This is a genomic window from Pseudomonas azadiae, from assembly GCF_019145355.1.
In the GTDB taxonomy this organism is placed as follows: domain Bacteria; phylum Pseudomonadota; class Gammaproteobacteria; order Pseudomonadales; family Pseudomonadaceae; genus Aquipseudomonas; species Aquipseudomonas azadiae.
The window spans coordinates 109,855-134,046 of the sequence record NZ_JAHSTY010000002.1 but is presented as its reverse complement, the minus strand read 5'-3'; the positions used below and the strand labels follow the sequence as shown (position 1 = coordinate 134,046).

Annotated in this window: 22 protein-coding genes; 15 read left to right on the top strand and 7 right to left on the bottom strand. The window is 59.9% G+C overall.

The genetic code is table 11. The features are described 5' to 3' along the window. Window positions 1–259 precede the first annotated feature (259 nt). Together KVG91_RS16955 and KVG91_RS16950 are read left to right on the top strand one after the other, a co-directional pair. Entirely contained in the window at window positions 260–460 is a 201-nt protein-coding gene (locus tag KVG91_RS16955; RefSeq protein ID WP_003189295.1) for a hypothetical protein, read from the top strand. Window positions 461–775: 315 nt separating this feature from the next. Further along, on the top strand, window positions 776–2,251 hold the full coding sequence (locus tag KVG91_RS16950; protein WP_169378654.1) for an inorganic phosphate transporter: 1,476 nt from the start codon (window positions 776–778) through the stop codon (window positions 2,249–2,251). 275 nt (window positions 2,252–2,526) lie between these two features. On the opposite strand, the gene ccoM is transcribed toward KVG91_RS16950, so the two are convergent. The 3 genes from ccoM to KVG91_RS16940 all read right to left on the bottom strand — a co-directional run bounded on the left by ccoM (window position 2,527) and on the right by KVG91_RS16940 (window position 3,392). Continuing rightward, window positions 2,527–2,643, bottom strand: coding sequence for a cytochrome c oxidase subunit CcoM (gene ccoM / locus KVG91_RS27895; protein WP_003172387.1), 117 nt, complete (start codon window positions 2,641–2,643; stop codon window positions 2,527–2,529). 143 nt (window positions 2,644–2,786) lie between these two features. After that, window positions 2,787–2,948, bottom strand: coding sequence for a hypothetical protein (locus KVG91_RS16945; RefSeq protein ID WP_169378655.1), 162 nt, complete (start codon window positions 2,946–2,948; stop codon window positions 2,787–2,789). Window positions 2,949–3,050: 102 nt separating this feature from the next. After that, window positions 3,051–3,392, bottom strand: a complete 342-nt coding sequence (locus KVG91_RS16940) for an aspartate-semialdehyde dehydrogenase (RefSeq protein WP_169378656.1) — start codon at window positions 3,390–3,392, stop codon at window positions 3,051–3,053. A gap of 219 nt (window positions 3,393–3,611) precedes the next feature. Here KVG91_RS16940 and rapA point away from each other — a divergent pair, with 219 nt between their 5' ends. Further along, window positions 3,612–6,458, top strand: coding sequence for an RNA polymerase-associated protein RapA (gene rapA, locus KVG91_RS16935; RefSeq protein ID WP_169378657.1), 2,847 nt, complete (start codon window positions 3,612–3,614; stop codon window positions 6,456–6,458). Between the two features lie 342 nt (window positions 6,459–6,800). Here rapA and KVG91_RS16930 read toward each other — a convergent pair whose 3' ends face one another. Continuing rightward, window positions 6,801–8,147 (bottom strand): spinster family MFS transporter, encoded by a 1,347-nt coding sequence (locus KVG91_RS16930; RefSeq protein WP_169375654.1) that lies wholly within the window; start codon window positions 8,145–8,147, stop codon window positions 6,801–6,803. Between the two features lie 251 nt (window positions 8,148–8,398). Here KVG91_RS16930 and KVG91_RS16925 point away from each other — a divergent pair, with 251 nt between their 5' ends. The 3 genes from KVG91_RS16925 to KVG91_RS16915 all read left to right on the top strand — a co-directional run bounded on the left by KVG91_RS16925 (window position 8,399) and on the right by KVG91_RS16915 (window position 13,540). Continuing rightward, window positions 8,399–8,764 (top strand): YkgJ family cysteine cluster protein, encoded by a 366-nt coding sequence (locus tag KVG91_RS16925; RefSeq protein WP_169375653.1) that lies wholly within the window; start codon window positions 8,399–8,401, stop codon window positions 8,762–8,764. A 138-nt stretch (window positions 8,765–8,902) separates the two neighbouring features. After that, the gene (locus tag KVG91_RS16920; RefSeq protein ID WP_169375652.1) at window positions 8,903–11,158 is read left to right on the top strand and encodes a putative bifunctional diguanylate cyclase/phosphodiesterase; all 2,256 of its coding nucleotides are present in this window, start codon (window positions 8,903–8,905) and stop codon (window positions 11,156–11,158) included. Window positions 11,159–11,362: 204 nt separating this feature from the next. Then, window positions 11,363–13,540 carry a hypothetical protein gene (locus KVG91_RS16915; RefSeq protein WP_169375651.1) on the top strand — a complete coding sequence of 726 codons (2,178 nt, stop codon included), beginning with the start codon at window positions 11,363–11,365 and terminating at the stop codon, window positions 13,538–13,540. Window positions 13,541–13,576: 36 nt separating this feature from the next. Here the strand turns inward: KVG91_RS16915 and KVG91_RS16910 are convergent, their stop codons facing one another. Both KVG91_RS16910 and KVG91_RS16905 read right to left on the bottom strand, forming a co-directional pair. After that, on the bottom strand, window positions 13,577–14,668 hold the full coding sequence (locus tag KVG91_RS16910) for a hypothetical protein (RefSeq protein ID WP_169375650.1): 1,092 nt from the start codon (window positions 14,666–14,668) through the stop codon (window positions 13,577–13,579). A gap of 252 nt (window positions 14,669–14,920) precedes the next feature. Beyond that, window positions 14,921–15,232, bottom strand: a complete 312-nt coding sequence (locus tag KVG91_RS16905; protein WP_169375649.1) for a DUF2288 domain-containing protein — start codon at window positions 15,230–15,232, stop codon at window positions 14,921–14,923. Window positions 15,233–15,573: 341 nt separating this feature from the next. Here KVG91_RS16905 and KVG91_RS16900 point away from each other — a divergent pair, with 341 nt between their 5' ends. From KVG91_RS16900 to KVG91_RS16860, 9 genes are all read left to right on the top strand, one after another. Then, window positions 15,574–16,701 carry a branched-chain amino acid ABC transporter substrate-binding protein gene (locus KVG91_RS16900; RefSeq protein WP_169375648.1) on the top strand — a complete coding sequence of 376 codons (1,128 nt, stop codon included), beginning with the start codon at window positions 15,574–15,576 and terminating at the stop codon, window positions 16,699–16,701. Window positions 16,702–16,927: 226 nt separating this feature from the next. Further along, a complete protein-coding gene (gene livH / locus KVG91_RS16895) occupies window positions 16,928–17,851 on the top strand; it encodes a high-affinity branched-chain amino acid ABC transporter permease LivH (protein WP_076950084.1) in 924 nt (307 codons plus the stop codon). After that, entirely contained in the window at window positions 17,848–19,101 is a 1,254-nt protein-coding gene (locus KVG91_RS16890) for a high-affinity branched-chain amino acid ABC transporter permease LivM (RefSeq protein ID WP_169375647.1), read from the top strand. The genes livH and KVG91_RS16890 overlap by 4 nt, the downstream gene beginning before the upstream one ends. After that, complete coding sequence (gene livG, locus KVG91_RS16885; protein WP_169375646.1) at window positions 19,098–19,865, top strand: high-affinity branched-chain amino acid ABC transporter ATP-binding protein LivG; 768 nt, start codon at window positions 19,098–19,100, stop codon at window positions 19,863–19,865. Before KVG91_RS16890 ends, livG begins: the two co-directional genes overlap by 4 nt. 1 nt (window position 19,866) lies before the next feature. Next, on the top strand, window positions 19,867–20,568 hold the full coding sequence (locus KVG91_RS16880; protein ID WP_017844798.1) for an ABC transporter ATP-binding protein: 702 nt from the start codon (window positions 19,867–19,869) through the stop codon (window positions 20,566–20,568). 246 nt (window positions 20,569–20,814) lie between these two features. Beyond that, window positions 20,815–21,111 (top strand): BufA1 family periplasmic bufferin-type metallophore, encoded by a 297-nt coding sequence (locus KVG91_RS16875; RefSeq protein WP_169375645.1) that lies wholly within the window; start codon window positions 20,815–20,817, stop codon window positions 21,109–21,111. Window positions 21,112–21,136: 25 nt separating this feature from the next. Next, window positions 21,137–22,012 (top strand): MNIO family bufferin maturase, encoded by an 876-nt coding sequence (gene bufB, locus KVG91_RS16870; protein WP_169375644.1) that lies wholly within the window; start codon window positions 21,137–21,139, stop codon window positions 22,010–22,012. Next, window positions 22,009–22,785 (top strand): HvfC/BufC N-terminal domain-containing protein, encoded by a 777-nt coding sequence (locus KVG91_RS16865; protein WP_169375643.1) that lies wholly within the window; start codon window positions 22,009–22,011, stop codon window positions 22,783–22,785. The genes bufB and KVG91_RS16865 overlap by 4 nt, the downstream gene beginning before the upstream one ends. Next, entirely contained in the window at window positions 22,782–23,267 is a 486-nt protein-coding gene (locus KVG91_RS16860) for a DoxX family protein (protein WP_169375642.1), read from the top strand. Before KVG91_RS16865 ends, KVG91_RS16860 begins: the two co-directional genes overlap by 4 nt. Here the strand turns inward: KVG91_RS16860 and KVG91_RS16855 are convergent. Continuing rightward, window positions 23,264–24,172 (bottom strand): LysR family transcriptional regulator, encoded by a 909-nt coding sequence (locus KVG91_RS16855; RefSeq protein WP_169375641.1) that lies wholly within the window; start codon window positions 24,170–24,172, stop codon window positions 23,264–23,266. The genes KVG91_RS16860 and KVG91_RS16855 overlap by 4 nt on opposite strands. Window positions 24,173–24,192: the final 20 nt, after the last annotated feature.

The window sequence follows — 24,192 nt, the reverse complement described above, 5'->3', positions numbered from 1 at the left end:
GATAGTGTTATTCAAATGCCTCGCTATAATGCACGCTTGCATGGATCCGCCCGGTATGACTATCGGAACCGGAACTCGCGAAGCGCTGCACAAGCCGTGCATTGCCTGTTGCAACTATTGCTTGGAATGACCGCACTAAATAAGTGGCCGCCCGGCTTACTCCAAACTTGAACGTTTCCACCGCTCAACTTGGGACTGCCTGTGGGCGCATTTCAGCACAACGCTGCAATGTATTTACTCAACTCAATTAGGTAACAATGTGACGAAAGATGAACTGCGCGCAGAACTTGAGCGCCAGGAGCAACGTTACAAGGACGTTTACGGCGGGGAAGTCACCACCTACGCCGCCCAGCCTGAACCTGAACGCAAACCATGGCGCAAGCGAGCCAGCCTCCTCGACCAGGCATTTGCCCAGGAAATCCAAAAGATCGAACAGGAACTCAAGACCGAGGAGCCATAAGCGGATCAGGTTTGGATCCTCAAGGTTCCGGGTCCGGCTACTAGCACATAGCTAGCAGCCGGCTCCCTTGCATCGCACCACCTGCGGTAAAATTTCATACAAATGTTTCAGGCGTGACGCTTTTGTGACAATACCCCTCGCAATCTGCCTGCGCTTTATAAATCAAAGACTTGCCAAGGCCCCGGAAACACGGGGATCCACCCCGATCCAGGTTTTTTTTCCGGGGAAGAATGTGACCGATGAGCAGCTAGTGCATCGATTACCGAGGTTTTCTGGCATAATCGCGCCCCCTTACGACCGGGTCAGAAAACCTTCATGATCGATTTATTCAGCGGACTGGATGCGTGGGTTCTAGTGAGCCTATTGCTCGCCCTGGCCTTTGTCCTCGCCTTCGAGTTCATCAATGGCTTTCATGACACCGCTAACGCGGTGGCCACAGTCATCTATACCAAAGCCATGCCGCCGCACCTGGCCGTGTTCTTCTCGGGGGTGTTCAACTTCCTTGGCGTGTTGCTCGGTGGTGTCGGTGTCGCCTACGCCATCGTGCACTTGCTGCCGGTGGAGTTGCTGATCAATGTGAACACCGGCCATGGCCTGGCAATGGTGTTCTCCTTATTGGCGGCGGCGATCACGTGGAACCTGGGCACCTGGTACTTTGGTATCCCCGCCTCCAGCTCCCACACCCTGATCGGCTCGATCCTCGGTGTCGGCCTGGCCAATGCCTTGATCAACGACATCCCCCTGGCTGACGGCGTTAACTGGCAGAAAGCGGTGGATATCGGTGCTTCCCTGGTGTTCTCGCCAATGGCTGGCTTCCTGGTCGCAGCCCTGGTGCTGATCGGCTTGAAGTGGTGGCGCCCGCTGTCCAAGATGCACAAGACCCCGGACCAGCGCCGCAAGCTCGACGACAAGAAACACCCGCCGTTCTGGAACCGCCTGGTGCTGGTGATTTCCGCCATGGCCGTGAGTTTCGTGCACGGCTCCAACGATGGTCAGAAAGGCATCGGCCTGATCATGCTGGTGCTGATCGGTATCGTGCCGGCGCAGTTTGTGCTGGACCTGGGCAGTACCACCTACCAGATCGAACGTACCCGCGACGCCACCTTGCACTTGAACCAGTTCTACCAGCGCAACCACGAGACCCTCGGCGAGTTCCTGTCGCTGGGAAAAAGCGTACAGGACGATCTGCCGGGCAAGTTCCGTTGCAACCCGCAACAGACCGAACCGACCATCAACGCGCTGCTGGGCACCCTGAAAGGCGTCTCCGACTACCATTCGCTGACGGCCGATCATCGTATCGAAGTGCGTCGCTACTTGCTCTGCCTCGATGACACCGCGAAGAAAGTCGGCAAACTGCCAGGCTTGCCGGCGCGTGACAAGTCCGACCTCGACAAACTGCGCAAAGACCTGACTGCCACCACCGAATACGCACCGTTCTGGGTGATCCTGGCCGTCGCACTGGCGTTGGGCCTGGGCACCATGGTGGGCTGGAAGCGCGTGGTACTGACGATCGGTGAGAAAATCGGCAAGCAGGGCATGACCTATGCCCAGGGCATGTCGGCGCAGATCACCACCGCGACCATGATTGGCTTTGCCAATATCTTCGCGCTGCCGGTATCCACTACCCACGTGCTGTCTTCGGGCGTGGCCGGCACCATGGTCGCGAACAAAAGTGGCCTGCAAGGCGGTACCGTGAAGACCATCCTGATGGCCTGGGTGCTGACCCTGCCCGCCACCGTGGCCCTGTCGGCCGGGTTGTTCTGGTTGGCATCCATGGCACTCGGCAGCTGATAAGCCGCCCGCCACAAAAAAGGTGCGATCCGCAAGGGTCGCGCCTTTTTTATTGCATGGACTCAGCAGGTCTCAAACCCGACATAAATCAAAATGTGGGAGCGGGCTTGCTCGCGAATGCAGAGTGTCAGTCAATACATGTGCGACTGACCCACCGCATTCGCGAGCAAGCCCGCTCCCACAAAAGTTCTGAGGCGTTAATTAAATCTCGCCAAAAAAAAAGGGCGACCGAAGTCGCCCAAAATGCCTTGCGTGCCCGTATAACCTGGAAAAACCTAAGGTTTTTTACGCTTGTTCGCGTCTTTCCAGATAAAAATTCCAAACCCAACAAAAAACAACACCATGAGGCTTACAGTCAGCACCCCGGCAAACACCACATTATCGATGAACATGACCGGCCTCCTGCACTTGCCCTGTTGCGATAGGGCTAAGTTAATGGAGAAGGCGGATTGGAAAATTGACCGGGGTCAATGTCGCCCACGACGGGGCGAAAAGAAGGGAAATAACTGACCTGCATCAAGGGATGCAGGTTGTTTCAACGCTTTTTTGGCTTGCTCTTCGATTTCTTCTTCACTTTGCCCAGCGGCATCGCCTGCTCAAACGCCTGGCGTACTTCATTCAGGCGCTTGTCATTGAGCTCATGCACGCGCTTGGCGCGCTCGGCATTCAGGTCGATCAGCTTGTCGTCTTCACTCATGGCTTGGCTTACGTCGTGGAGGAGATAGCCCAATAATGCGGCCTGCTCCGTTCAACGGCAAATCAGCGAGCGACAAAAGGCAGGTGAGGGCGTTGTGTGCGACTAAACTTCGACGTCTACCCACAAACCCTGACGCGGCGCATCTTCGATCAAGGGGATAACCGGAACGGTGTTGTCGGCATTGAGCACATCCCCCGGAATGGCCAGATGCGCCTCCGGGTCTTCGTCGGCTTCACGCTGGCGTCTGTGCTGTTCCTGCTGGCGCCGCTGTTCTTCGCGCAGTAAAAAAGTCGATGTCTCGGCATCACCTTTTTTCAGGTCGATGGTGCTTTCGTTGGAGCCCGGCTGAACGGGCACCACCGGCGGGATATCCGGCTTTTGGCGCACCGGATCGAGCTGTGACGTGACCGGCACAACGCTGACGGGCAGCATGGGTGGCAGCATAATGGTTATTCTCCTGATCAACAGGCTGTCGGCGGATGCCAGGGCGACTTGAGCGCAGGCTTGCCAAGCTGTGACCCAGTCGACACTCGCAAGTGCCCGCCACCCGTCGATCCGGCGATGGATACGCTCCCCAGAGGCAGTAGTTTTTGTCAGAGTCCTTGGGGGTGGGGCCTTGTTCCGTTAACATAGTCGGCTTTTTCACGGCGGGAGTCAGGCAGCATGGCGCAGCAGTATCAACCGGGGCAACGCTGGATTAGTGACAGCGAAGCGGAGCTGGGGTTAGGCACCGTTCTGGCACAGGACGGCCGCTTGTTGACCGTGCTCTATCCGGCCACTGGCGACACTCGCCAGTATGCGCTACGGAATGCGCCCCTCACCCGCGTGAGGTTTTCGCCGGGCGACAGCATCACTCATTTCGAAGGTTGGAAAATGACCGTACAGGAAGTCGACGACGTCGACGGCCTGCTGGTCTACCACGGCCTCAATGGGCAGAACGAACAGGTCACCCTGCCGGAAACCCAACTCTCCAACTTCATCCAGTTCCGCCTGGCCAGCGACCGCCTGTTCGCCGGGCAGATCGACCCGCTGGCCTGGTTCTCGCTGCGCTACCACACCCTGGAACACACCAGCCGCCAACTGCAGTCCGCATTGTGGGGCCTGGGCGGCGTACGTGCGCAACCCATCGCGCACCAACTGCACATCGCCCGTGAAGTCGCTGACCGTATCGCGCCACGGGTTCTGCTGGCCGACGAAGTGGGCCTGGGCAAGACCATCGAAGCCGGCCTGGTGATCCATCGCCAACTGCTGTCGGGCCGCGCCAACCGCGTGCTGATCCTGGTTCCGGAAAACCTGCAGCACCAGTGGCTGGTGGAAATGCGCCGCCGTTTCAACCTGCAGGTTGCGCTGTTCGACGAAGAACGTTTTATCGAGAGCGATGCCACCAACCCGTTCGAAGACACCCAGCTCGCCTTGGTTGCGCTGGAATGGCTGGTGGACGACGAGAAGGCTCAGGACGCGCTGTTTGCCGCCGGTTGGGACCTGTTGGTCGTCGACGAAGCCCACCATCTGGTGTGGCATGAAGACAAAGCCAGCGCGCAGTATTCGCTGGTCGAGCAACTGGCCGAAGTGATCCCGGGCGTACTGCTGCTCACCGCCACTCCGGAACAACTGGGCCAGGACAGCCACTTCGCACGTCTGCGCCTGCTGGACCCGAACCGCTTCCACGACCTCAAGGCCTTCCGCGCCGAAAGCGAGAACTATCGCCCGGTGGCCGAAGCCGTGCAGGAGCTGTTGGACAAGGGCCGCTTGTCGCCCGCCGCGCACAAGACCATCCAGGGTTTCCTCGGCAATGAAGGTGAAGCGCTGCTCACCGCCGTCAACGATGGCGACACCGAAGCCAGCGCACGCCTGGTGCGCGAGTTGCTCGACCGCCACGGCACCGGCCGCGTGCTGTTCCGCAATACCCGCGCCGCCGTGCAAGGCTTCCCCGAGCGCAAGCTGCACGCCTACCCGCTGCCGAACCCGGACGAATACCTGGAATTGCCGCTGGGCGAGCACGCTGAGCTGTACCCGGAAGTCAGCTTCCAGTCACAGCCGGATATCGAAGAAGAGAACCGCTGGTGGCGCTTCGACCCACGGGTCGAATGGCTGATCGACCAGTTGAAGATGCTCAAGCGCACCAAAGTCCTGGTGATCTGCGCCCATGCCGAAACCGCCATGGACCTGGAAGACGCCCTGCGCGTGCGCTCCGGCATTCCGGCCACGGTGTTCCACGAGGGCATGAACATCCTTGAGCGTGACCGCGCCGCCGCCTACTTCGCTGATGAAGAATTCGGCGCCCAGGTGCTGATCTGCTCGGAAATCGGCAGCGAGGGTCGCAACTTCCAGTTCTCCCACCACCTGGTGCTGTTCGACCTGCCGTCCCACCCCGATCTGCTGGAACAGCGCATCGGCCGCCTGGACCGGATCGGCCAGAAGCATGTGATCGAACTGCACGTGCCGTATCTGGAAACCAGCCCGCAAGAGCGTCTGTTCCAGTGGTACCACGAAGCGCTGAACGCCTTCCTCAATACCTGCCCGACCGGCAACGCCTTGCAGCACCAGTTCGGCCCACGCCTGCTGCCGCTGCTGGAAAACGCCGACGACGGCGAATGGCAAGCCCTGATCGACGAGGCCCGTGCCGAGCGCGAGCGTCTGGAGCAGGAGCTGCACACCGGTCGCGACCGCCTGCTGGAACTCAATTCCGGCGGCGCGGGCGAAGGCGATGCGTTGGTCGAGGATATTCTTGAGCAGGACGACCAGTTCGCCTTGCCGATCTACATGGAAACCCTGTTCGACGCGTTCGGCATCGACAGCGAAGACCATTCGGAAAACGCACTGATCCTCAAGCCCAGCGAGAAAATGCTCGACGCCAGCTTCCCCCTGGGCGACGACGAAGGCGTGACCATCACCTACGACCGAAACCAGGCGCTGTCGCGCGAAGACATGCAGTTCATCACCTGGGAGCACCCGATGGTGCAGGGTGGCATGGACCTGGTGCTGTCCGGCTCGATGGGCAACACCGCCGTGGCGTTGATCAAGAACAAGGCGCTCAAGCCGGGCACCGTGTTGCTGGAACTGCTCTACGTCAGCGAAGTGGTTGCACCGCGTTCGCTGCAACTGGGCCGCTACCTGCCGCCGGCCGCGCTGCGCTGCCTGCTGGATACCAACGGCAACGACCTGTCGGGCCGCGTGTCGTTCGAAACCTTGAACGACCAGCTGGAAAGCGTGCCACGGGCCAGCGCCAACAAGTTCATCCAGGCTCAGCGTGACCAGCTGACGCCACGGATCAACGCCGGCGAAGAAAAGATCACCCCGCGCCACGCCGAGCGCGTGGCCGAGGCCAAGCGTCGCCTGGCTGCGGATACCGACGAAGAACTGGCGCGCCTGACCGCGTTGCAAGCGGTCAACCCGACCGTGCGCGACAGCGAGCTGGTCGCCCTGCGCAACCAGCGCGAGCAAGGGTTGGCCATGCTGGATAAGGCCGCCCTGCGACTGGAAGCGATCCGGGTGTTAGTGGCGGGTTGATCGCCGCCCTGCCCTGCTGAACAAGAAGGCCCGCGCGATGCGGGCCTTTTTTATAGGCTTCACGGGCCTCATCGCGGCATAGCTATCTACACAATTTTTAAAGGCTGAAAAATCTCCCTGTAGTGAGCGGGCTTGTCCCGCGCTGGGCGGCGAAGCGGCCCCAAACCAGGCGAATTGGGTTTGCCTGAAACTGCGCGGTGTCTTTATTGGGGCGGCTTCGCCACCCAGCGCGGGACAAGCCCGCTCACTACAAAGATGTGTAGGTCGCGAGCAAGCCCGGTTCCCACAGGGGGAATGCATTTAAATGTGTGCGGGCTTGCTCGCGAAGGGGTCTACCCGGTCTCAAGCGGTGACCGCCCGCACCGGCACCTCTACCGCCACCAACCCGTCTTTCATCCGCTTGGCATCGCGCACAAAACTGCGCGAGGCCTGGAACAAGAACAGCATGGTGAGGAACAACGCCACCGGAATCAGGTACATGGCGTCGTGCAGACCCACCGCCTTGTAAGCCTCGGTCATCTGCTCGGCCCCTGCCGCGTACATCGCCGAGTGTGCAAAATGATCGGAAAGACCTCCCACGACGATCGGCCCCATCCCACCGCCCAGCAGGTACAACCCGGCAAAGAACAGCGCCATTGCGGTCGCCCGCAAGCGCGGCTCGACCACATCCTGGATCGCCGTGTACACGCAGGTATAGAAGTTATAAGCAAACAACCAGCCCACACTGAACAGCGCCACAAACACCCCGATCTCAATGCGCCCGGCGTGCAGCGCCCAGCCAGTGGTCACGGTGGAAATGATCAGGCTGAACGCTGCAAACAACAGCCGGCCATTGGCGACACGCTGGTGGATCTTGTCGGCGATCCAGCCACCCAGTGTCAGGCCCACCAGGCCGGTGAGGCCGACGATCACGCCAGTGGCGACCGCAGCGTCCTGCAATGGCATCAGGAAGTAACGCTGCAACATCGGCACAAGGAACGAGTTGCAGGCATACGTCGCGAAGTTGAAGCACAGCCCGGCCAGCACCAGCCACAAAAAGGTCGGTACCGCCAGCACGCGGCGAATCGGGCGGTCGACGCGTTCCTGGGAGACTTGCACGGTTTCCGCCGCGCCGCGCTTGGGCTCCTTGATATAGAACATGAACACCGCAAGGATCATCCCCGGCACGGCGGCGATGAAAAACGGCGCGCGCCAGCTGTCGAACGCCTTGACCATCCAGCCGATGGTAAAGAACGCCAGCAACAGGCCCAACGGCAGGCCCAGCATGAAAATCCCCATGGCACGCGCACGGCGATGGGCGGGAAACAGATCGCCAATCAGCGAGTTGGCGGCCGGCGCGTAGCTGGCTTCGCCAATGCCGATGCCCATGCGCACCAGCAGGAACGTCCAGAAACTGCCGACCAGGCCATTGACCGCCGTCAGCCCGCTCCAGGCGAACAGGCCCCAGCCCATCAGTTTGCTGCGCGAACCGGTGTCGGCCAACCGCCCGAGCGGCAGGCCGGCAATGGCGTAGACGATGGTGAAGGCGGTGCCGATGATGCCGAGCTGGAAGTCGCTCAGGTGCCACTCCATGCGGATCGGCTCGATGATGATCGCCGGGATGGTACGGTCGAAGAAGTTGAAGAGGTTGGCGAGGAACAGCAGGAACAGAATGCGCCAGGCATTCGCCGCTTGGGTCGAGTTCTGCATGGGTCCGTCTCTTTTATTGTTATGAGAGCTGCGATGCCCGATGCATCCCGCCCGGTACCTGCAACATAGTCAGGCGAAGGGCGCTTGTCTGTAATGATTCGTAAAGCTGATAGGGCATGATTTGACCCGGCGCTGCGGCACTTTGCCTACGAAAATATAAGTACATGCCCCCCTTCCCAACGGCCATGGCCCGGATAGAATGGCGAGCCTTCCCGTAGTCCCCCTACTTACCTTCCTAATCGATGACGCCCATGTCCGAAGCCAGTCCGTGTCTGAATTGCGGTGCCTGCTGTTCATACTTTCGTGTGTCTTTCTTCTGGGGTGAGTGCGCCTCGTCAGGGGGCACGGTGCCCGACGACCTGGTGGTGCAGATCAACCACACCCGCGTGGCCATGATCGGCACCGACCAGAAACCCGCGCGCTGCTGCAGCCTCGAGGGTGAAGTGGGCCAAGCAACCCGTTGCACGATTTACGAAGAACGCTCCAGTGTCTGCCGCGAGTTTGATTCGTCCTGGAGCCAGGGCGTGCAGAATGTCGATTGTGACGCTGCTCGCGCCGCCTTTGGCCTGGCGCCCCTGGAAGCCCCTTTCGAACTGGAGCTGCCCATCAGCGCTTAGCACCCGGCGCTATGCGGTAGATGCCAAAATAATTCAAAGCAAAGTGCCATTAGCGATGGAAAATTCCGCCAGGCTTCTATACTCGACCGCATAGGTCATCGCCTCTGGCAGTGACGTGACGCTATGACAGGGCATGCTATGGAATGGCTGGGTCTGCATTTTTTTACTGAGCTTCCAGAACACGGGCATTTATTGCTCAATTGCAGTCATAACCCGTTCCTGGTGCTACTGGCCTATCTGGTCGCCTGCGCGGCGGGTTTCGGTACGCTGGACATGGCTGAACGCGTCGGCCATGTCGAGGACCCCACCGCGCGGCGCCACTGGCGCTGGCTCGGCGCCGGTTGCCTGGCGGGCGGAATCTGGTCAACCCACTTCATCAGCATGCTGGCCTTCCAGGCGCCCATTGCGATCCACTACGAATTGGTGATGACGTTCGTGTCCTTGCTGATCGCCCTGATCGCTTCGTTGTTCGCCATGCAGACCCTCAGTCATTCCACCCTGCGCTTGCATCAGTATTTGCTCGCGTCGGTCTGGATGGGGCTTGGCATCGCCTTGATGCACTACGTGGGCATGTCGGCCATGCGTTCCCAGGCCCAGGTGTATTTTGAGCCGGGGCTGTTCATGGCTTCGGTGGGTATCGCCATGGGCTCAAGCCTCGCGGCCTTGTTGCTGTCGAGCTACTTGCGCACCGGTACCGGCGTGTTCCATCAACTGCTCAAATACGCCGCCAGCCTGGTGCTGGGCGCGGGCATACTGAGCATGCACTTTACCGGCATGGCGGCGATGCAACTGATCGTTCCCACCGGCGCGGACCTGTCGTTGCCGGCGGGCAATAACCCCATCCAACTGGGCCTGTCGGTGGCCGTCATCACCCTGCTGGTGATCGGCAGCAGCATCAGCGCCGCCTTGGCCGACAAGAAGCTGCAACACAAGGAACGTGATTTGCGCCGGGTTAATGCCCTGCTCAGCGAACTCGACCAGGCTCGCGCCTCACTGCAGCAAGTGGCCCACTACGACGCCCTGACCAGCCTGCTGAATCGCAGGGGCTTCAACCAGATCTTCGCGGAGAAGCTCGCCGATAAAACCGCCTCCCACGGCATGATGGCGGTGATCTTCCTTGATATCGACCACTTCAAACGCATCAACGACAGCCTTGGGCATGACGCCGGCGACCAGTTGCTCACTGTCTTGGCCGGGCATATCAAAGGCTCGGTGCGCAGCCACGCCGATGTGGTTGCGCGGTTTGGCGGCGATGAGTTCTGCATCTTGATCAGCATCCACCACCGCGACGAAGCCCGGCACCTGGCTCAGCGCATCATGCAGCAGATGAAAGAGCCCATCGAACTGGCCGGACGGCGCATGGTGATGACCACCAGCATCGGCATCAGCCTGTTCCCCGATGATGGCCTGACCTGCGAGGAGCTGCTGAAAACCGCCGACCTGGCGCTGTACCAATCCAAGGACATGGGGCGCAACAGCCTGAACTTCTTCAGCTCCAACCTGAAAACCCGCGCGTCCCTGGAATTGCAACTGGAAGAGGAACTGCGCGGCGCCCTGCGCGCGCGCAATCAACTGGTGCTGTTCTATCAGCCGATCTTCGACATGAAGCAGGGCAAGGTCACGCGGCTGGAAGCCTTGGTGCGCTGGCAACACCCCCAGCATGGGCTGCTGGGACCGGACCGGTTTCTCGGCATCGCTGAAAGCAACGGGCTGATCGCCGAGCTGGATCATTGGGTGCTGCGCCAGGCCTGTCATGACCTGAGCCTGCTGTCTGACCGTGGCTACACGGAACTGACCATGTCGGTGAACTGTTCGGCCCTGAACCTGGCCCGCGATGAGCTGGCGGACGAAATCGAAGACGCGCTGCGCTTGAGTGGCATTGCCGCCACCCGCCTGGAACTGGAAGTGACTGAACATGCGCTGATGGGCAACATCAGCAGCACCCTGGCACTGCTGCGGCAAATCCGCGCGCTGGGCGTATCGCTGGCGATCGACGACTTTGGCACCGGCTACTCGTCCCTCGCCTACCTCAAACGACTGCCACTCAATACCTTGAAGATCGACCGCTCGTTTATCCAGGATATTCCCAAGTCGATGGCCGATATCGAGATCGTCCAGGCGATTATCGGCATGGCCCACACCCTGCACTTGCAGGTGGTCACCGAAGGCGTGGAAACCCAGGCGCAGTTCGAGCTGTTGCTCAAGCATGGCTGTGATTTCGTCCAGGGCTACCTGCTGAGCCCGGCGGTGGCGGCCAGCGATATCATCGGCGTGATCCAGGGTATCAACTTGCGCAACCTGCCTGGCGCGTCGGCTGCAAAGGACACCAGCTCGGCATCAGAGCCCACCCCGAGCCGCGACAGCCCCACCTCCATGGCAGGGCCAATTCGCTGACGCCTAAACTTTGGCATTTCGCCATCATTTGCCTAAAGAACCCCGACGAACGGCCGATCCATCAGAGTCCGGCCTGGGTTTCCCTGAACACATCAGGGGGTGAACCCGCTCGTCCAGGACAAGGACGCACTGAAAAGTCGCGAACACCCATTGCGTGATGGCCCCTTGATTTCTTTAGCCATCCGCCCAGGCACATGGCGCACAATGACCTCTAAAAATAGCTCTGCCACCGTGGTATCCGACGTGTTGCTCCCAGCGCCTGCGGACAATCCCTCAGGTTCAAAGTCATTGAGCACTGCCCGCCCGCTGGCCACCCAGCAATACCTGTACTTCACCGAAACCAATACCGACCGCATCCTCGAAAACCTCGACGGCCTGCGCGACATGGTGTTCCCGCGCCCGCCCCATCTGGAAGATGACAGCGACCCGCGCAGCGAACAGGAATTTCCCTCGGTGTGCCTGATCGGCCTGGGCCGCTGCGGGTCGAACATCGCGCTGGACGTGGCGGAACTGGTGTACAACGCGCGCAAGTTCTACTTGAACGAATTCAGCAACGAAGACAAGTCGCCGGACAAGGGCTACAGCCCGGCCCAGTGGCTACGCAACAACTTGCGCCTGGGCAGCGGCAAGGCGAGCAAACCGGTGTTCCTGGTGGAACCGCTGGTGATGCTGGGCGACCTGGACAAAGACATCGCCGGGCGCATCCGCTTCTCGCGCAAGGGCGAAAAAAGCGGTTTCCTGCGCGACTACAGCAAGATGAAAATCATGGACCTGTCGGAAGTCCATGCCGGCGGCGCCGGTAACGCGCCGATCCTGGGGCAGTACCTGGCCAAGATCATCCTCAACAAAGACACCCAGCGTTTTTCCAGCCCCGACTGGAAGATGATCCACTCGTACCTGATCGACTCCTGCGGCATCAAGGCCAACCAGTCGCGCCTGTACTTCTCGATCTTCAGCGCCGGCGGCGGTACTGGCTCGGGCATGGCCTCCGAATTCGGCCTGGCGCAGCAGCATTCGTACATGAACAAGACGTTCGACACCAAGCCCGCCGACGAGCACGACAGCAAGAGCGGCCACGCCTTTGTATTCGAGCCGATCTTCACCAGCGGCATCTGCGTGCTGCCGAATATCTCCGACCACCGCAGCGAAATGTCCGAAGCGCTGCACATCAACGCCGGACGGCTGCTGTGCAAATACCTCTCGGAAGAATGGGACTTCTCATACAACTTCGATAATGAAGACAGCAGCGAAGCCAGTGTGAAAGGGCGTATCCGCCCGTGGAACGCGATGATGCTGATCTCCAACGACATCATGCGTTATGCCGAAGAAAGCGATGACGGCAATATCCAGAACATTGACGTCAATGCCATGGAAAAACACGCCAACCAGTACATCTCCCAGCAGATCTTCAACATCCTCACCGCCCAGGCCGTGACCACCGACTACGACCAGAACTACTTCCGGCGCGCCGGTATCGACATCGGCGAAACCATCCGCTTGGATGCCAACGACCTGTTCATGAGCCTGGCCGGCCCGGTGGCGATTGCCTACGCCGAGTCCGTGGTTCCCGAAACGCCGGCACCGTCCAGCGACAAATTCAAGGTGTTCGAAAAAGAACCACAGCGCCTGAACATCGATGACCTGTTCTTCCGTTCCATCGACCTGCCGCACTTCAACAAGGTCACCCAGGCCATCGAAGGCATCAGCCTGCTGCCGATCGAGTCCAAGCGCTACAAGGCGTCCCTGGAGCAGTACAAGAACTCCGGTTACGACGCAGCGGCGCTGCATGACCTGCACTTCTTCAAGAACTGCTCGTCGGTGGTGTCCATCGTGTCCTTGCCCAAGGACTACAAGCTGTCCTATATGGACCTGAACCGGCTCAAGACTCACCTCAACAGCCTGTTCCCCAACACCACCCTCAAGCGCTACGCCCTGGTGATCGGCGCCTCGGCCAACCTGTCGCTGACCACCCTGATCGCGAAAAGCCCGTGCCTGTCGGACGACTTCCTCACCTTGATCGTGGCGTTTATCAAACGCTGCTTTGCGCGCAACCCGTACCGCTTTGACGACACGCTGGACAACTCGATCCTGGATTTCATCATCCACGAGGACTTCGACGAAGACCGCATCGACGAACTGCTCAATGAGTTCGAGAACCCGGCAAAGATCCTCGATACCAACTGGTACGCGATCAAGCCGATGTATGAGAAGAAGTACCGCGAGCTGATCAACGACAAGGACAAGTTTGTGTCGATCAACGATATTCGCCTGTCACGGGACTGCGTGAAGAAGGCGATCAAGTACCTGCGTGAGATCTACCGCCATCGCATTGGCAAAACCAAGGTTATTTCGCTGAACAACCACACTGGCAAGACCGGCTGAAGCCATGCGACGGCGCCCTCAGGCGCCGTCGCGGCCTCATTGGGCCCGTCGTTGGTGCAGGTAGGCGACGATGGCGTGCTCGTCGGCGGCCTTTGCAGGCCGGGGCAACTGCTTGGGCCACGCCGCCTCGTGCGTACCGAAGAACGCCTCCTGCTCAGCCTTATCCCATCTGTGGATTTCACGCGAGGCCGATTCCCACCAGCCCTGTCGACACACATCGTAATAAGGGTTCTCAGGCGCCGCGCTGCCATAGAGCAAGTCGCGGCCAACCCTCTTCAGATGTTTGCGCTGATTGCGCAGCTTCCATTTGATCAGCAGCCGCTGCCAGGCGGAAGGCGTGGGCTTGACCTGAGGTACGTCCAGGCAACGCGCGACCAATTCGGGACCGAAGGCTTCACCATAAAGGTTGAAAAAATGCGCCTGCATGGCGTGGAAGAAGCGCTTCTCGGCGTAATAGTGATAGACCCACTTGCTGGACTCGCGGACCGTCTTGCCATGCATCGCGAAGGAAATGGCGACTTGCTCGATGGTGTGGATGTCGAACGAACCCTCGGTCCATGCGTCGATCAGGCTGATCGAGGTGTCGAGCAGCGCCGTATCCGTGTCACACACACCGCACAGGCCGCTGTTGTAGAGCCTGAAGCTGTTGCTCGCAGACACGCCATGGGCGCGCAGGTGCGTGCCCAGCTTGAGGTAATCCGGGCGATTGCAGACATAGCTCCAGTCGTATTCGAATTCGTCCATCACATACTGGCCAGGCGCGATGAGTTCGAATACGCCCTGCGGGGACTTGAGGAACAATGTGTCGGTATCGACAAACAGCGTCTTGTCCGCCAGCTTCAATCCCTGCGCAATCGCACAGGCCTTGCGCCGGTGGGTATAACCGTTGTCACCCTGCCACCGGGTCAGGGTCTGCTCGTCCAGCGCCAGGGTTTCCACCGGCCAGCCGGTGAAATCCTGAGGCCGGTCAGTCATGACCCGGATGCACAGCGACTCGCCGGGCTTGAGCTGCGCCAGGGCGGTGAGAATGCTGAACTTGGCTTCGCGCCGGTAAACTTCTTGTTGACCGTAGATAAGGTAAAGCAACTGGTGCGAGGGTTTTGCTGAGAGGGGCAGCGCTGACGGCATGACGAGCTCCGGATGACAAGCGGCGAACTTTACCGGATTTGGGCCCTTCCTACCCTTATGATCTGAAAATTGCCGGGCTTTTGTTTACACAGAGAAACAATTTTCCCGCATTTTGAGCGGAGCGAAAACTGTTCCCATGCCGTGCGCGTCATCCTCGGCTGTGATCTTTCTTCACGGCAAGATGCCAGCACGGGCGCAGCGGTTACTCCGCTACACACTTTCAAAGCGCAACATCGCGCACCGTTTCGGGGCTTACTGCGCAGGCACTGCCCTTTCCTGGATCAGTATCCACGGCGAAACCACCACCGCCCATAAGCTCGGATCGCGCTCCACCAGGTCCAGCGCCCGCGTGGCAGACACTTCGGCCAAGTTGCCCGAGGCCAGCCAGGCGGCGACTTTGTCACGCTTGTCTTCGGCCATTCCTTCGGCGGCCTCGATCAAATCCAGTCGGGCGTCGACCCACAATAGGGCACCCTTGGCAAAGAACGGCTCAAGCTCCTTCCAGGATATTTCGGCGGTTTCACCGAGCAGCTTGGCATAGAGGGTGCTAGGTTCTTGCGTCATGGGAGTTCACCTTGGGAAAAAATCGGCGCAATCATAACGTCGCGGCCGAGGTAGAAAAACCCAGTTGCAATTGAGTCATCGAGAGAAAGTGTCAGCAAAGCCAAGGATTGCCTGGAACTCTGGCATCACCCCGCCGCAATTCTGTCTTTTTCTTTCATTTAAGCGACACACTTGGGTGTTGCCCCCAGCAGCCAGCTTTTCAAGCGATCAACCGGCGCTCTACACTGTACCGGTACAGTTGCCAGGGCACTGCCGGGGGGATATCCGGGATATCCGATCCGGTTCTGCAGCTCACAAGGCCGCTAGAACTATAAAAAATACAACAGTAAGAGTGGAGCACTATGAACAAGGCTACTAAGCAGATTTCCAAACTGTTTGCCGCTATGGTCCTGGCTGGGGTTGCCGGCCATTCGTTCGCCGCCGATACCATCAAGATCGGCATCGCCGGCCCTAAGACCGGCCCGGTGACGCAATACGGCGACATGCAATTCATGGGTGCCAAGCAAGCCATCGCCGACATCAACGCCAAGGGCGGCGTTGACGGCAAGATGCTTGAGGCCAAGGAATACGACGACGCCTGCGATCCTAAACAAGCCGTTGCCGTTGCCAACAAAGTGGTCAACGACGGCGTCAAGTTCGTGGTCGGCCACCTCTGCTCGAGCTCCACTCAGCCTGCGTCCGATATCTACGAAGACGAAGGCGTGATCATGATTACCCCGGCCGCCACCAGCCCGGAAATCACCGCCCGTGGCTACAAGCTGATCTTCCGCACCATCGGCCTGGACAGCGCCCAAGGCCCAGCAGCCGGCAACTACATCGCCGACCACGTGAAGCCGAAGATCGTTGCCGTCCTGCACGACAAGCAGCAATACGGTGAAGGCATCGCCAGCGCCGTGAAGAAAACCCTCGAAGAAAAAGGCACCAAGGTTGCCGTCTTCGAAGGCCTCAACGCCGGTGACAAGGACTTCTCTTCGATCATCCAGAAACTCAAGCAAGCCAATGTCGACTTCGTCTACTACGGCGGCTACCACCCTGAGCTGGGCCTGATCCTGCGCCAAGCCAAGGAAAAAGGCCTGAACGCCAAGTTCATGGGCCCAGAGGGTGTCGGCAACGATTCCATCTCGCAAATCGCCCAGGGCGCTTCCGAAGGCCTGCTGGTAACCCTGCCTAAATCCTTCGACACCGACCCTGCCAACAAAGCCATCGTCGAAGCGTTCGCCAAGAACAAGCAGGACCCAACCGGTCCGTTCGTATTCCCGGCCTACTCGGCCATTGAAGTCATCGCCGGTGGCATCAAAGCCGCCAAAAGCGAAGACACCGCCAAAGTGGCCGAAGCCATTCACGCGGGTACCTTCAAGACCCCAACCGGCGACCTGAGCTTCGACGCCAAGGGCGACCTGAAGGACTTCAAATTCGTGGTTTACGAATGGCACTTCGGCAAACCGAAAACCGAAGTATCCCCTCAGTAAGCCAGGCGTTACTGGCCCTGCAAGCCCACTGTGAGAGCAGTGGGCTTTGTTTTACGAGGTTTATGGGCCTGTCACCCGCGATCCGGGTGCTGGCTCACCTGAAAATCTTAAAACCGTCACCAGCGGTTCGCTGGCAAACGCTGTGTGCAACCTGGTCATAGAACAGGGCACGGGCCGGAAATGACTCCACCAGTGAAATGCGTATCGGGTTTTTAGGAGCGCTGTAATGCCTGAGCTCTATCATTTTTTCCAACAGCTGGTTAATGGCCTGACCATTGGCAGCACCTATGCCTTGATAGCCATTGGCTACACAATGGTTTACGGCATCATTGGAATGATCAACTTCGCCCATGGCGAGGTGTACATGATTGGTTCCTATGTGGCCTTTATCGCCCTTGCCGGGTTGGCCATGATGGGGATCCACTCCCTGCCGCTGTTAATGACCGCCGCGTTCCTTGCGTCGATCATCGTGACCAGTGCCTATGGCTACAGTATCGAGCGCGTTGCCTATCGCCCCTTGCGTGGCAGCAACCGCCTGATCCCGCTGATTTCCGCCATCGGCATGTCGATTTTCCTGCAGAACACCGTATTGCTGTCCCAGGATTCCAAGGACAAATCCATCCCCAACCTGATCCCGGGGAGTTTCTCCTTCGGCCCGGGTGGCGCGCAGGAAGTGCTGGTTTCCTACATGCAGATCCTGGTCTTCGTCGTCACCCTGGTGGCCATGCTGGGCCTGACCCTGTTCATCTCCCGCTCCCGTCTGGGGCGCGCCTGCCGGGCTTGCGCCGAAGACATCAAGATGGCCAACCTGCTGGGCATCAACACCAACAACATCATCGCCCTGACCTTCGTGATCGGTGCCGCACTGGCGGCCGTCGCGGCGGTATTGCTGAGCATGCAGTACGGCGTGATCAACCCCAACGCCGGTTTCCTGGTGGGCCTCAAGGCCTTTACTGCGGCGGTATTGGGCGGCATCGGCAGCATTCCGGGCGCGATGCTCGGCGGCCTGGTGCTGGGTGTTGCCGAGGCCTTTGGCGCCGATATCTTCGGCGACCAGTACAAGGACGTCGTGGCGTTCGGCCTGTTGGTTCTGGTGCTGTTGTTCCGTCCGACCGGCATCCTGGGCCGTCCGGAGGTTGAGAAAGTATGAGCAGATATCTTAAATCGGCGTTTTTCAGCGCCTTGCTGGTATGGGCCGTGGCCTTTCCGGTACTGGGCCTCAAGCTCAGCATTGTCGGCATCAATCTGGAAGTGCATGGCACCGGTCCCGTGACCCTGACCATCATCGCCCTGTGCTCGGTGCTGATGTTCCTGCGCGTGCTGTTCACCCAGCAGGTCGGGGCCTTGTTCAAGGGCAACCGTCGCCCGTTGGTATCGCCTAAGGTCAGCCAATTCCTGACCCTGCCGCGTACCCAGCGCTACATCATCATCGGCCTGATCGTGGCCGCGCTGATCTGGCCGTTCTTCGGCTCGCGCGGCGCAGTCGATATCGCCACCCTGATCCTGATCTACGTGTTGCTGGGCCTGGGCCTGAACATCGTGGTCGGCCTGGCCGGCCTGCTCGACCTGGGTTATGTGGGTTTTTATGCCGTGGGTGCCTACACCTACGCGCTGCTCTCGCATTACCTGGGCTGGAGCTTCTGGATCTGCCTGCCACTGGCGGGCATGGCGGCGGCCACGTTCGGCTTCCTGCTGGGCTTCCCGGTACTGCGCCTGCGCGGCGACTACCTGGCGATCGTGACCCTGGGCTTTGGGGAAATCATCCGCCTGTTCCTGCGTAACCTCACCGATATCACCGGTGGCCCCAACGGTATCAGCAGCATCCCCAAGCCGACGTTCTTCGGGCTGTCGTTCGACCGCACCGCCGCAGAGGGCATGCAGACCTTCCACGAATACTTCGGGATTGCCTATAACCCTGTAAGCAAAGTGGTGTTCCTGTACCTGGTGGCGCTGCTGCTGGCACTGGCCGCACTGTTCGTGATCAATCGCCTGCTGCGCATGCCGATCGGCCGCGCGTGGGAAGCGCTGCGCGAAGATGAGATCGCCTGCCGCGCACTGGGCCTGAACCCGACCATCATCAAGCTCTCCGCCTTTACCCTGGGTGCTGCGTTCGCCGGTTTCGCCGGCAGCTTCTTCGCCGCGCGCCAAGGGCTGGTGACGCCGGAGTCATTCACCTTTATCGAGTCGGCGATCATCCTCGCCATCGTGGTACTGGGTGGCATGGGCTCGCAACTGGGCGTGATCCTGGCGGCGATCGTGATGATCCTGCTGCCGGAAATGATGCGCGAGTTCAGTGAATACCGCATGTTGATGTTCGGCGCCCTCATGGTGCTGATGATGATCTGGCGCCCTCAAGGCCTGCTGCCCATGCAACGTCCACACATGGAGCTGCGCAAATGAGCCGCGAGATCCTGAAAGTCGAAAACTTGAGCATGCGCTTCGGCGGCTTGCTGGCGGTCAATGGCGTGGCCCTGACCGTTAAAGAGAAACAGGTCGTGGCGCTCATCGGCCCCAACGGTGCCGGCAAGACCACGGTGTTCAACTGCCTCACCGGCTTCTACAAGCCGAGCGGCGGCAGCATCCTGTTGGACGGCCAGCCGATCCAGGGCCTGGCCGGTCACGAAATTGCTCGCAAAGGCGTGGTGCGGACCTTCCAGAACGTGCGCTTGTTCAAGGACATGACGGCGGTCGAGAACCTGTTGATCGCCCAGCACCGTCACTTGAACACCAACTTCTTCGCAGGCTTGTTCAAGACCCCGGCGTTCCGCAAAAGCGAGCGCGAGGCCATGGAATACGCCGAGTACTGGCTGGACAAGGTCAACCTCACCGAGTTTGCCAACCGTCCGGCCGGCACCTTGGCCTATGGTCAGCAACGTCGCCTGGAAATCGCCCGCTGCATGATGACCCGCCCGCGCATCCTTATGCTCGACGAACCGGCCGCCGGCCTGAACCCCAGGGAAACCGAAGACCTCAAGGCGCTGATCAGCGTGCTGCGCGAGGAAAACAACGCCACCGTGCTGTTGATCGAACACGACATGAAACTGGTCATGAGCATTTCCGACCACATTGTCGTGATCAACCAGGGCACGCCTTTGGCCAGCGGGAGTCCGGAGCAGATCCGTGACAATCCCGAAGTGATCAAAGCCTATCTGGGGGAAGCGTAAAATGCTGCAATTCGAAAACGTTTCCACTTTCTACGGCAAGATCCAGGCGCTGCACAGCGTCAACGTGGAGGTTCGCCAGGGTGAAATCGTCACGCTGATCGGCGCCAACGGCGCCGGCAAGTCGACCCTGTTGATGACCCTGTGCGGTTCGCCCCAGGCCCACAGTGGCAGCATCCGCTACATGGGTGAAGAACTGGTGGGCCAGCAGTCGTCGCACATCATGCGCAAGAGCATCGCGGTGGTGCCGGAAGGCCGTCGCGTATTCTCGCGCCTGACCGTGGAGGAGAACCTGGCCATGGGCGGTTTTTTTACCGACAAGGGCGACTATCAGGAGCAGATGGACAAGGTGCTGCACCTGTTCCCGCGCCTCAAGGAACGCTTCAGTCAACGCGGCGGCACCATGTCCGGCGGCGAACAGCAGATGCTCGCCATCGGTCGCGCGTTGATGAGCAAACCCAAGCTGCTGCTGCTGGACGAACCTTCCCTGGGCTTGGCCCCGATCATCATCCAGCAGATCTTCGACATCATCGAACAGCTGCGCAAGGACGGTGTGACAGTATTTCTGGTGGAGCAGAATGCCAACCAGGCGCTGAAGATCGCTGATCGTGCCTATGTGCTGGAAAACGGCCGAGTGGTCATGCAGGGCACCGGCGAGCAGTTGCTGACGGATCCGAAAGTGCGTGAGGCTTACCTGGGCGGTTAAGAAACGGTTGCTGTAGGAACCCAATCAAAAATGTGGGAGCTGGCTTGCCTGCGATACAGACACCTCGAGTTTTCAGTAACACCGAGGTGATGCTATCGCAGGCAAGCCAGCCCCCACATTTGTTGTGTGCGAACCTGATAATTGGTGAAACCCGAAATTATTTTCGGCAGACGTGTAACAAAGTTCACCCCGCCGTCTCTAGTGGTCCAAGCAGGCAAACACGCCCGCCACTACTGGAGACACACCATGACCACCAAACTGTCCGCCGCCACTCTCGTCCTGGCCCTCGGCTCCGCCCTGAGCCTGTCCGCCCTGACCACCACCGCCCACGCTGCCGATGACATGCAGAAATGCTTCGGTGTCGCCGAAGCCGGCAAGAACGACTGCGCCGCTGGCGCTGGCACGTCCTGCGCCGGCTCCTCGAAAACCAAAGACCAGGCCAATGCCTGGAAACTCGTCCCCGCCGGCACCTGCCTCAAAACGCCTAGCTCCACCTCGCCGACCGGTTTCGGCCAGGAAGCGGCCTTCACGGCCAAGTCCTGACCCACGGGAAACCTGAGTACTGACGATGACCCTTTCATCCTTGCGAGCCATCGCCCAGGCTCAGGCGCCCGGCCTCCCTCGCCGGGCCGGGCTGGGGCTCAAGCATGAGCACTTCACTGAAGTGCTCGAAACTTCGCCCGACATCGGTTTTTTTGAAGTGCACGCCGAAAACTACATGGTGGCCGGCGGCCCGTTTCATCATTATTTGAACTTGATCCGCGAGCAATACCCGCTGTCGTTGCATGGCGTAGGCCTGTCCATCGGCGGCGAAGGCCCGCCGGACCCTGCGCACCTGGCACGGTTGGCCAGGTTGATCGAGCGCTACCAACCCCACGCTTTCTCTGAACACTTGGCTTGGTCGAGCCATGGCCCGGTGTTCCTCAATGACCTGCTGCCCCTGGCCTACGACAACGCCACCCTGCAACGGGTGTGCGAACACGTTGATCAGGTACAGAGCACCCTCAAGCGGCCAATGCTGCTGGAAAACCCGTCGACCTACCTGCAATTGGAGGGTTCAACCCTGGACGAGACCGACTTCATCAGCGAAATCATCCGTCGCACCGGCTGCGGTTTGCTGCTGGACGTGAACAACGTCTACGTGTCCTGCGTCAATCATCAGCGCGATCCGCTTTCCTACCTCGACGCACTGCCATTGCACAGGGTGGGTGAGATTCATCTGGCCGGTTTTGCCGAAGACACTGACAGCCTCGGTGATCGCCTGCTGATTGATGATCACGGCGCTCCGATCGATAACGCCGTGTGGCAACTGTACGAAAAGGTACTGGCGCAAGTCGGTCCGTTGCCAACGTTGATCGAACGGGATAACCAGGTGCCGGCATTCAGCGTATTGCTGGCCGAGGCGCACCAGGCCGAGTGGCATCTGTCGCAGATGGCCCCATGAGCCTTTATGCCGACTTTGCCGCAGCCTTACTGTCGCCTGAGCAGGCCTGCCCCGATGGCGTGTTCAGCCGCAACGGAGCCGATCCGAACAGTCGATTTTCGGTGTATCGCAATAATGTGCACCGTTCGTTGATCGACGCGCTGGCGGCGGCCTATCCCGTGACATTGCAACTGGTGGGCAAGGAATTTTTCCGCGCAATGGCCGGCCTGTTCGTACAGGCTTGCCCTCCCGCCAGCCCGCTGATCAGCGAGTACGGCAGTGCGTTTCCAGCGTTTATCCAAGACTTCGAGCCTGCCACCAGCGTGCCCTACCTGGCCGATATCGCACGCCTGGAGCGGCTGCGTGTGCGTGCCTACCACGCAGCGGACACCGAGCAGCTGGACCAGCAGGCGATTCTTCACGCCATGCAAGGCCAGACAAACGTCGGAAAATTGCGCGTGCAGCTGCATCCATCCCTTGCCACCTTGAATTCTGCCTACGCGGTGGTGGCGGTATGGGCCGCGCATCAATCCGAAGGTGCCCTGGCCACCCTGAACCCCTGGCACGCCCAGGCTGCGCTGGTATTGCGCCAGGGGCTGGAGGTCAGGGTGTTCGTCATCGACAGTGGCTCTGTGACGTTTATCAACAGCCTGGCCCAGGGCAGTCCGTTGGAAAAAGCCGTGGAGCATGCGCTTGAAGCAAGTGCCGAGTTCGATCTGCACCACTGCCTGACGTTGCTGATCAGCCACAACGCCATCACTCATCTGCATCCAGCACAAAAGGTATCGCCATGAACACTCGTCCATCGGGCCTGGTCAATCGGGTCATCGCACTCTTCGAGCAAATCCCTTACAGCCTGATTGCCTTTCTCGCACGGTTTTCGATGGCCGCGGTATTCTGGAAATCCGGGCAGACCAAAGTGGAAGGTTTCGCGGTGGATATCATCAGCGGCACCTTCCAACTGAGTGAACCGAAACTGGCAGCTTCGACATTGCCGCTATTTCGCAGCGAATACCACGTGCCTTTGCTGTCACCGGAGGTGGCAGCGCACATGGCGGCCTTTGCCGAGCACTTTTTCCCGGTGCTGATCCTGGTTGGCTTCGCCACGCGCTTTTCGGCCTTGGCCCTGATCGGCATGACGCTTGTGATTCAGCTGTTCGTCTACCCGGATGCCTACCCGACCCACGGCACCTGGCTTGCGCTGCTGTTGCTACTGGTGGCGAAGGGTCCGGGGCGACTGTCCATCGATCACTTGATCGCGCGTCGCTACGCTTAAAGCCGATCCAAGGCCTCGCCGCTGCGCTTGAACCAGTCCACCAGGTAATCGGCCAACACCTGGGTGCGACGCGGCAGGCCGCCCTGATAGGGATGCACCAGGTACATCGGCATGCTCCGCGTCTGATAATCGCGCAGGAGCCAGCGCAAGCGGCCGTCAGCCAATTCCGTCGGCAACAGGTAGGACGGCAGGCGTGCGATACCGGCGCCCACCAACGCCGCCTTTTTCAACAGGTTGTAATGGTTGGAGGCGAAGGTGCCGCTGACCCGCACCCGCAACAGCTCGTGCTGCTGGTGGTACAGCCACTCTTCACGGCCGCTGTAGTGGCTGTTGAGCAGGCAGGTGTGGGCGGCCAGGTCGGCCGGCGTCCCAGGTTCGCCGTATTGCTCCAGGTAGGCCGGGCTCGCGCAGGTCACCTCATGCCAGGCCAGCAATGGCTTGGCCACCAGGCGCTCGTTTTCAATCGCGCCTGAGCGTACCCCCAAGTCGAAGCCGTCCCGCGCCAGATCGCGATAGCTATTATTGAGTTCCAACTCGATCTGCACCTGCGGGTAGTGCTTGGAAAATTCGAGCAGCAAGCCGTCGAAGAAGGTTTCGCCCAACGACACCGGAACGGTCATACGTACCGCTCCGACCAGATCGTCCTTGAGCCGGGCCAATGCCTGACGGGCGCGCTCCACCTGTACCACCAGAACCTGGGCCTGGGGCAGCAACGCCGCACCGGCTGCCGTCAGGCTGAGTTTGCGCGTGGTGCGGTGCAGCAGTACCACGCTGAACCGCGCCTCCAGTTGGCTGATGCGCTTGGATAACTGCCCTTTGCTGCAGCCCAATCGCTCCGCAGCCACGGTAAAACTGCCGGCGTCGATCAGCACGGCAAAGGCCGCCAGATCATCCATCTCGCTCATGGATTGTTTCCAAATGAAAA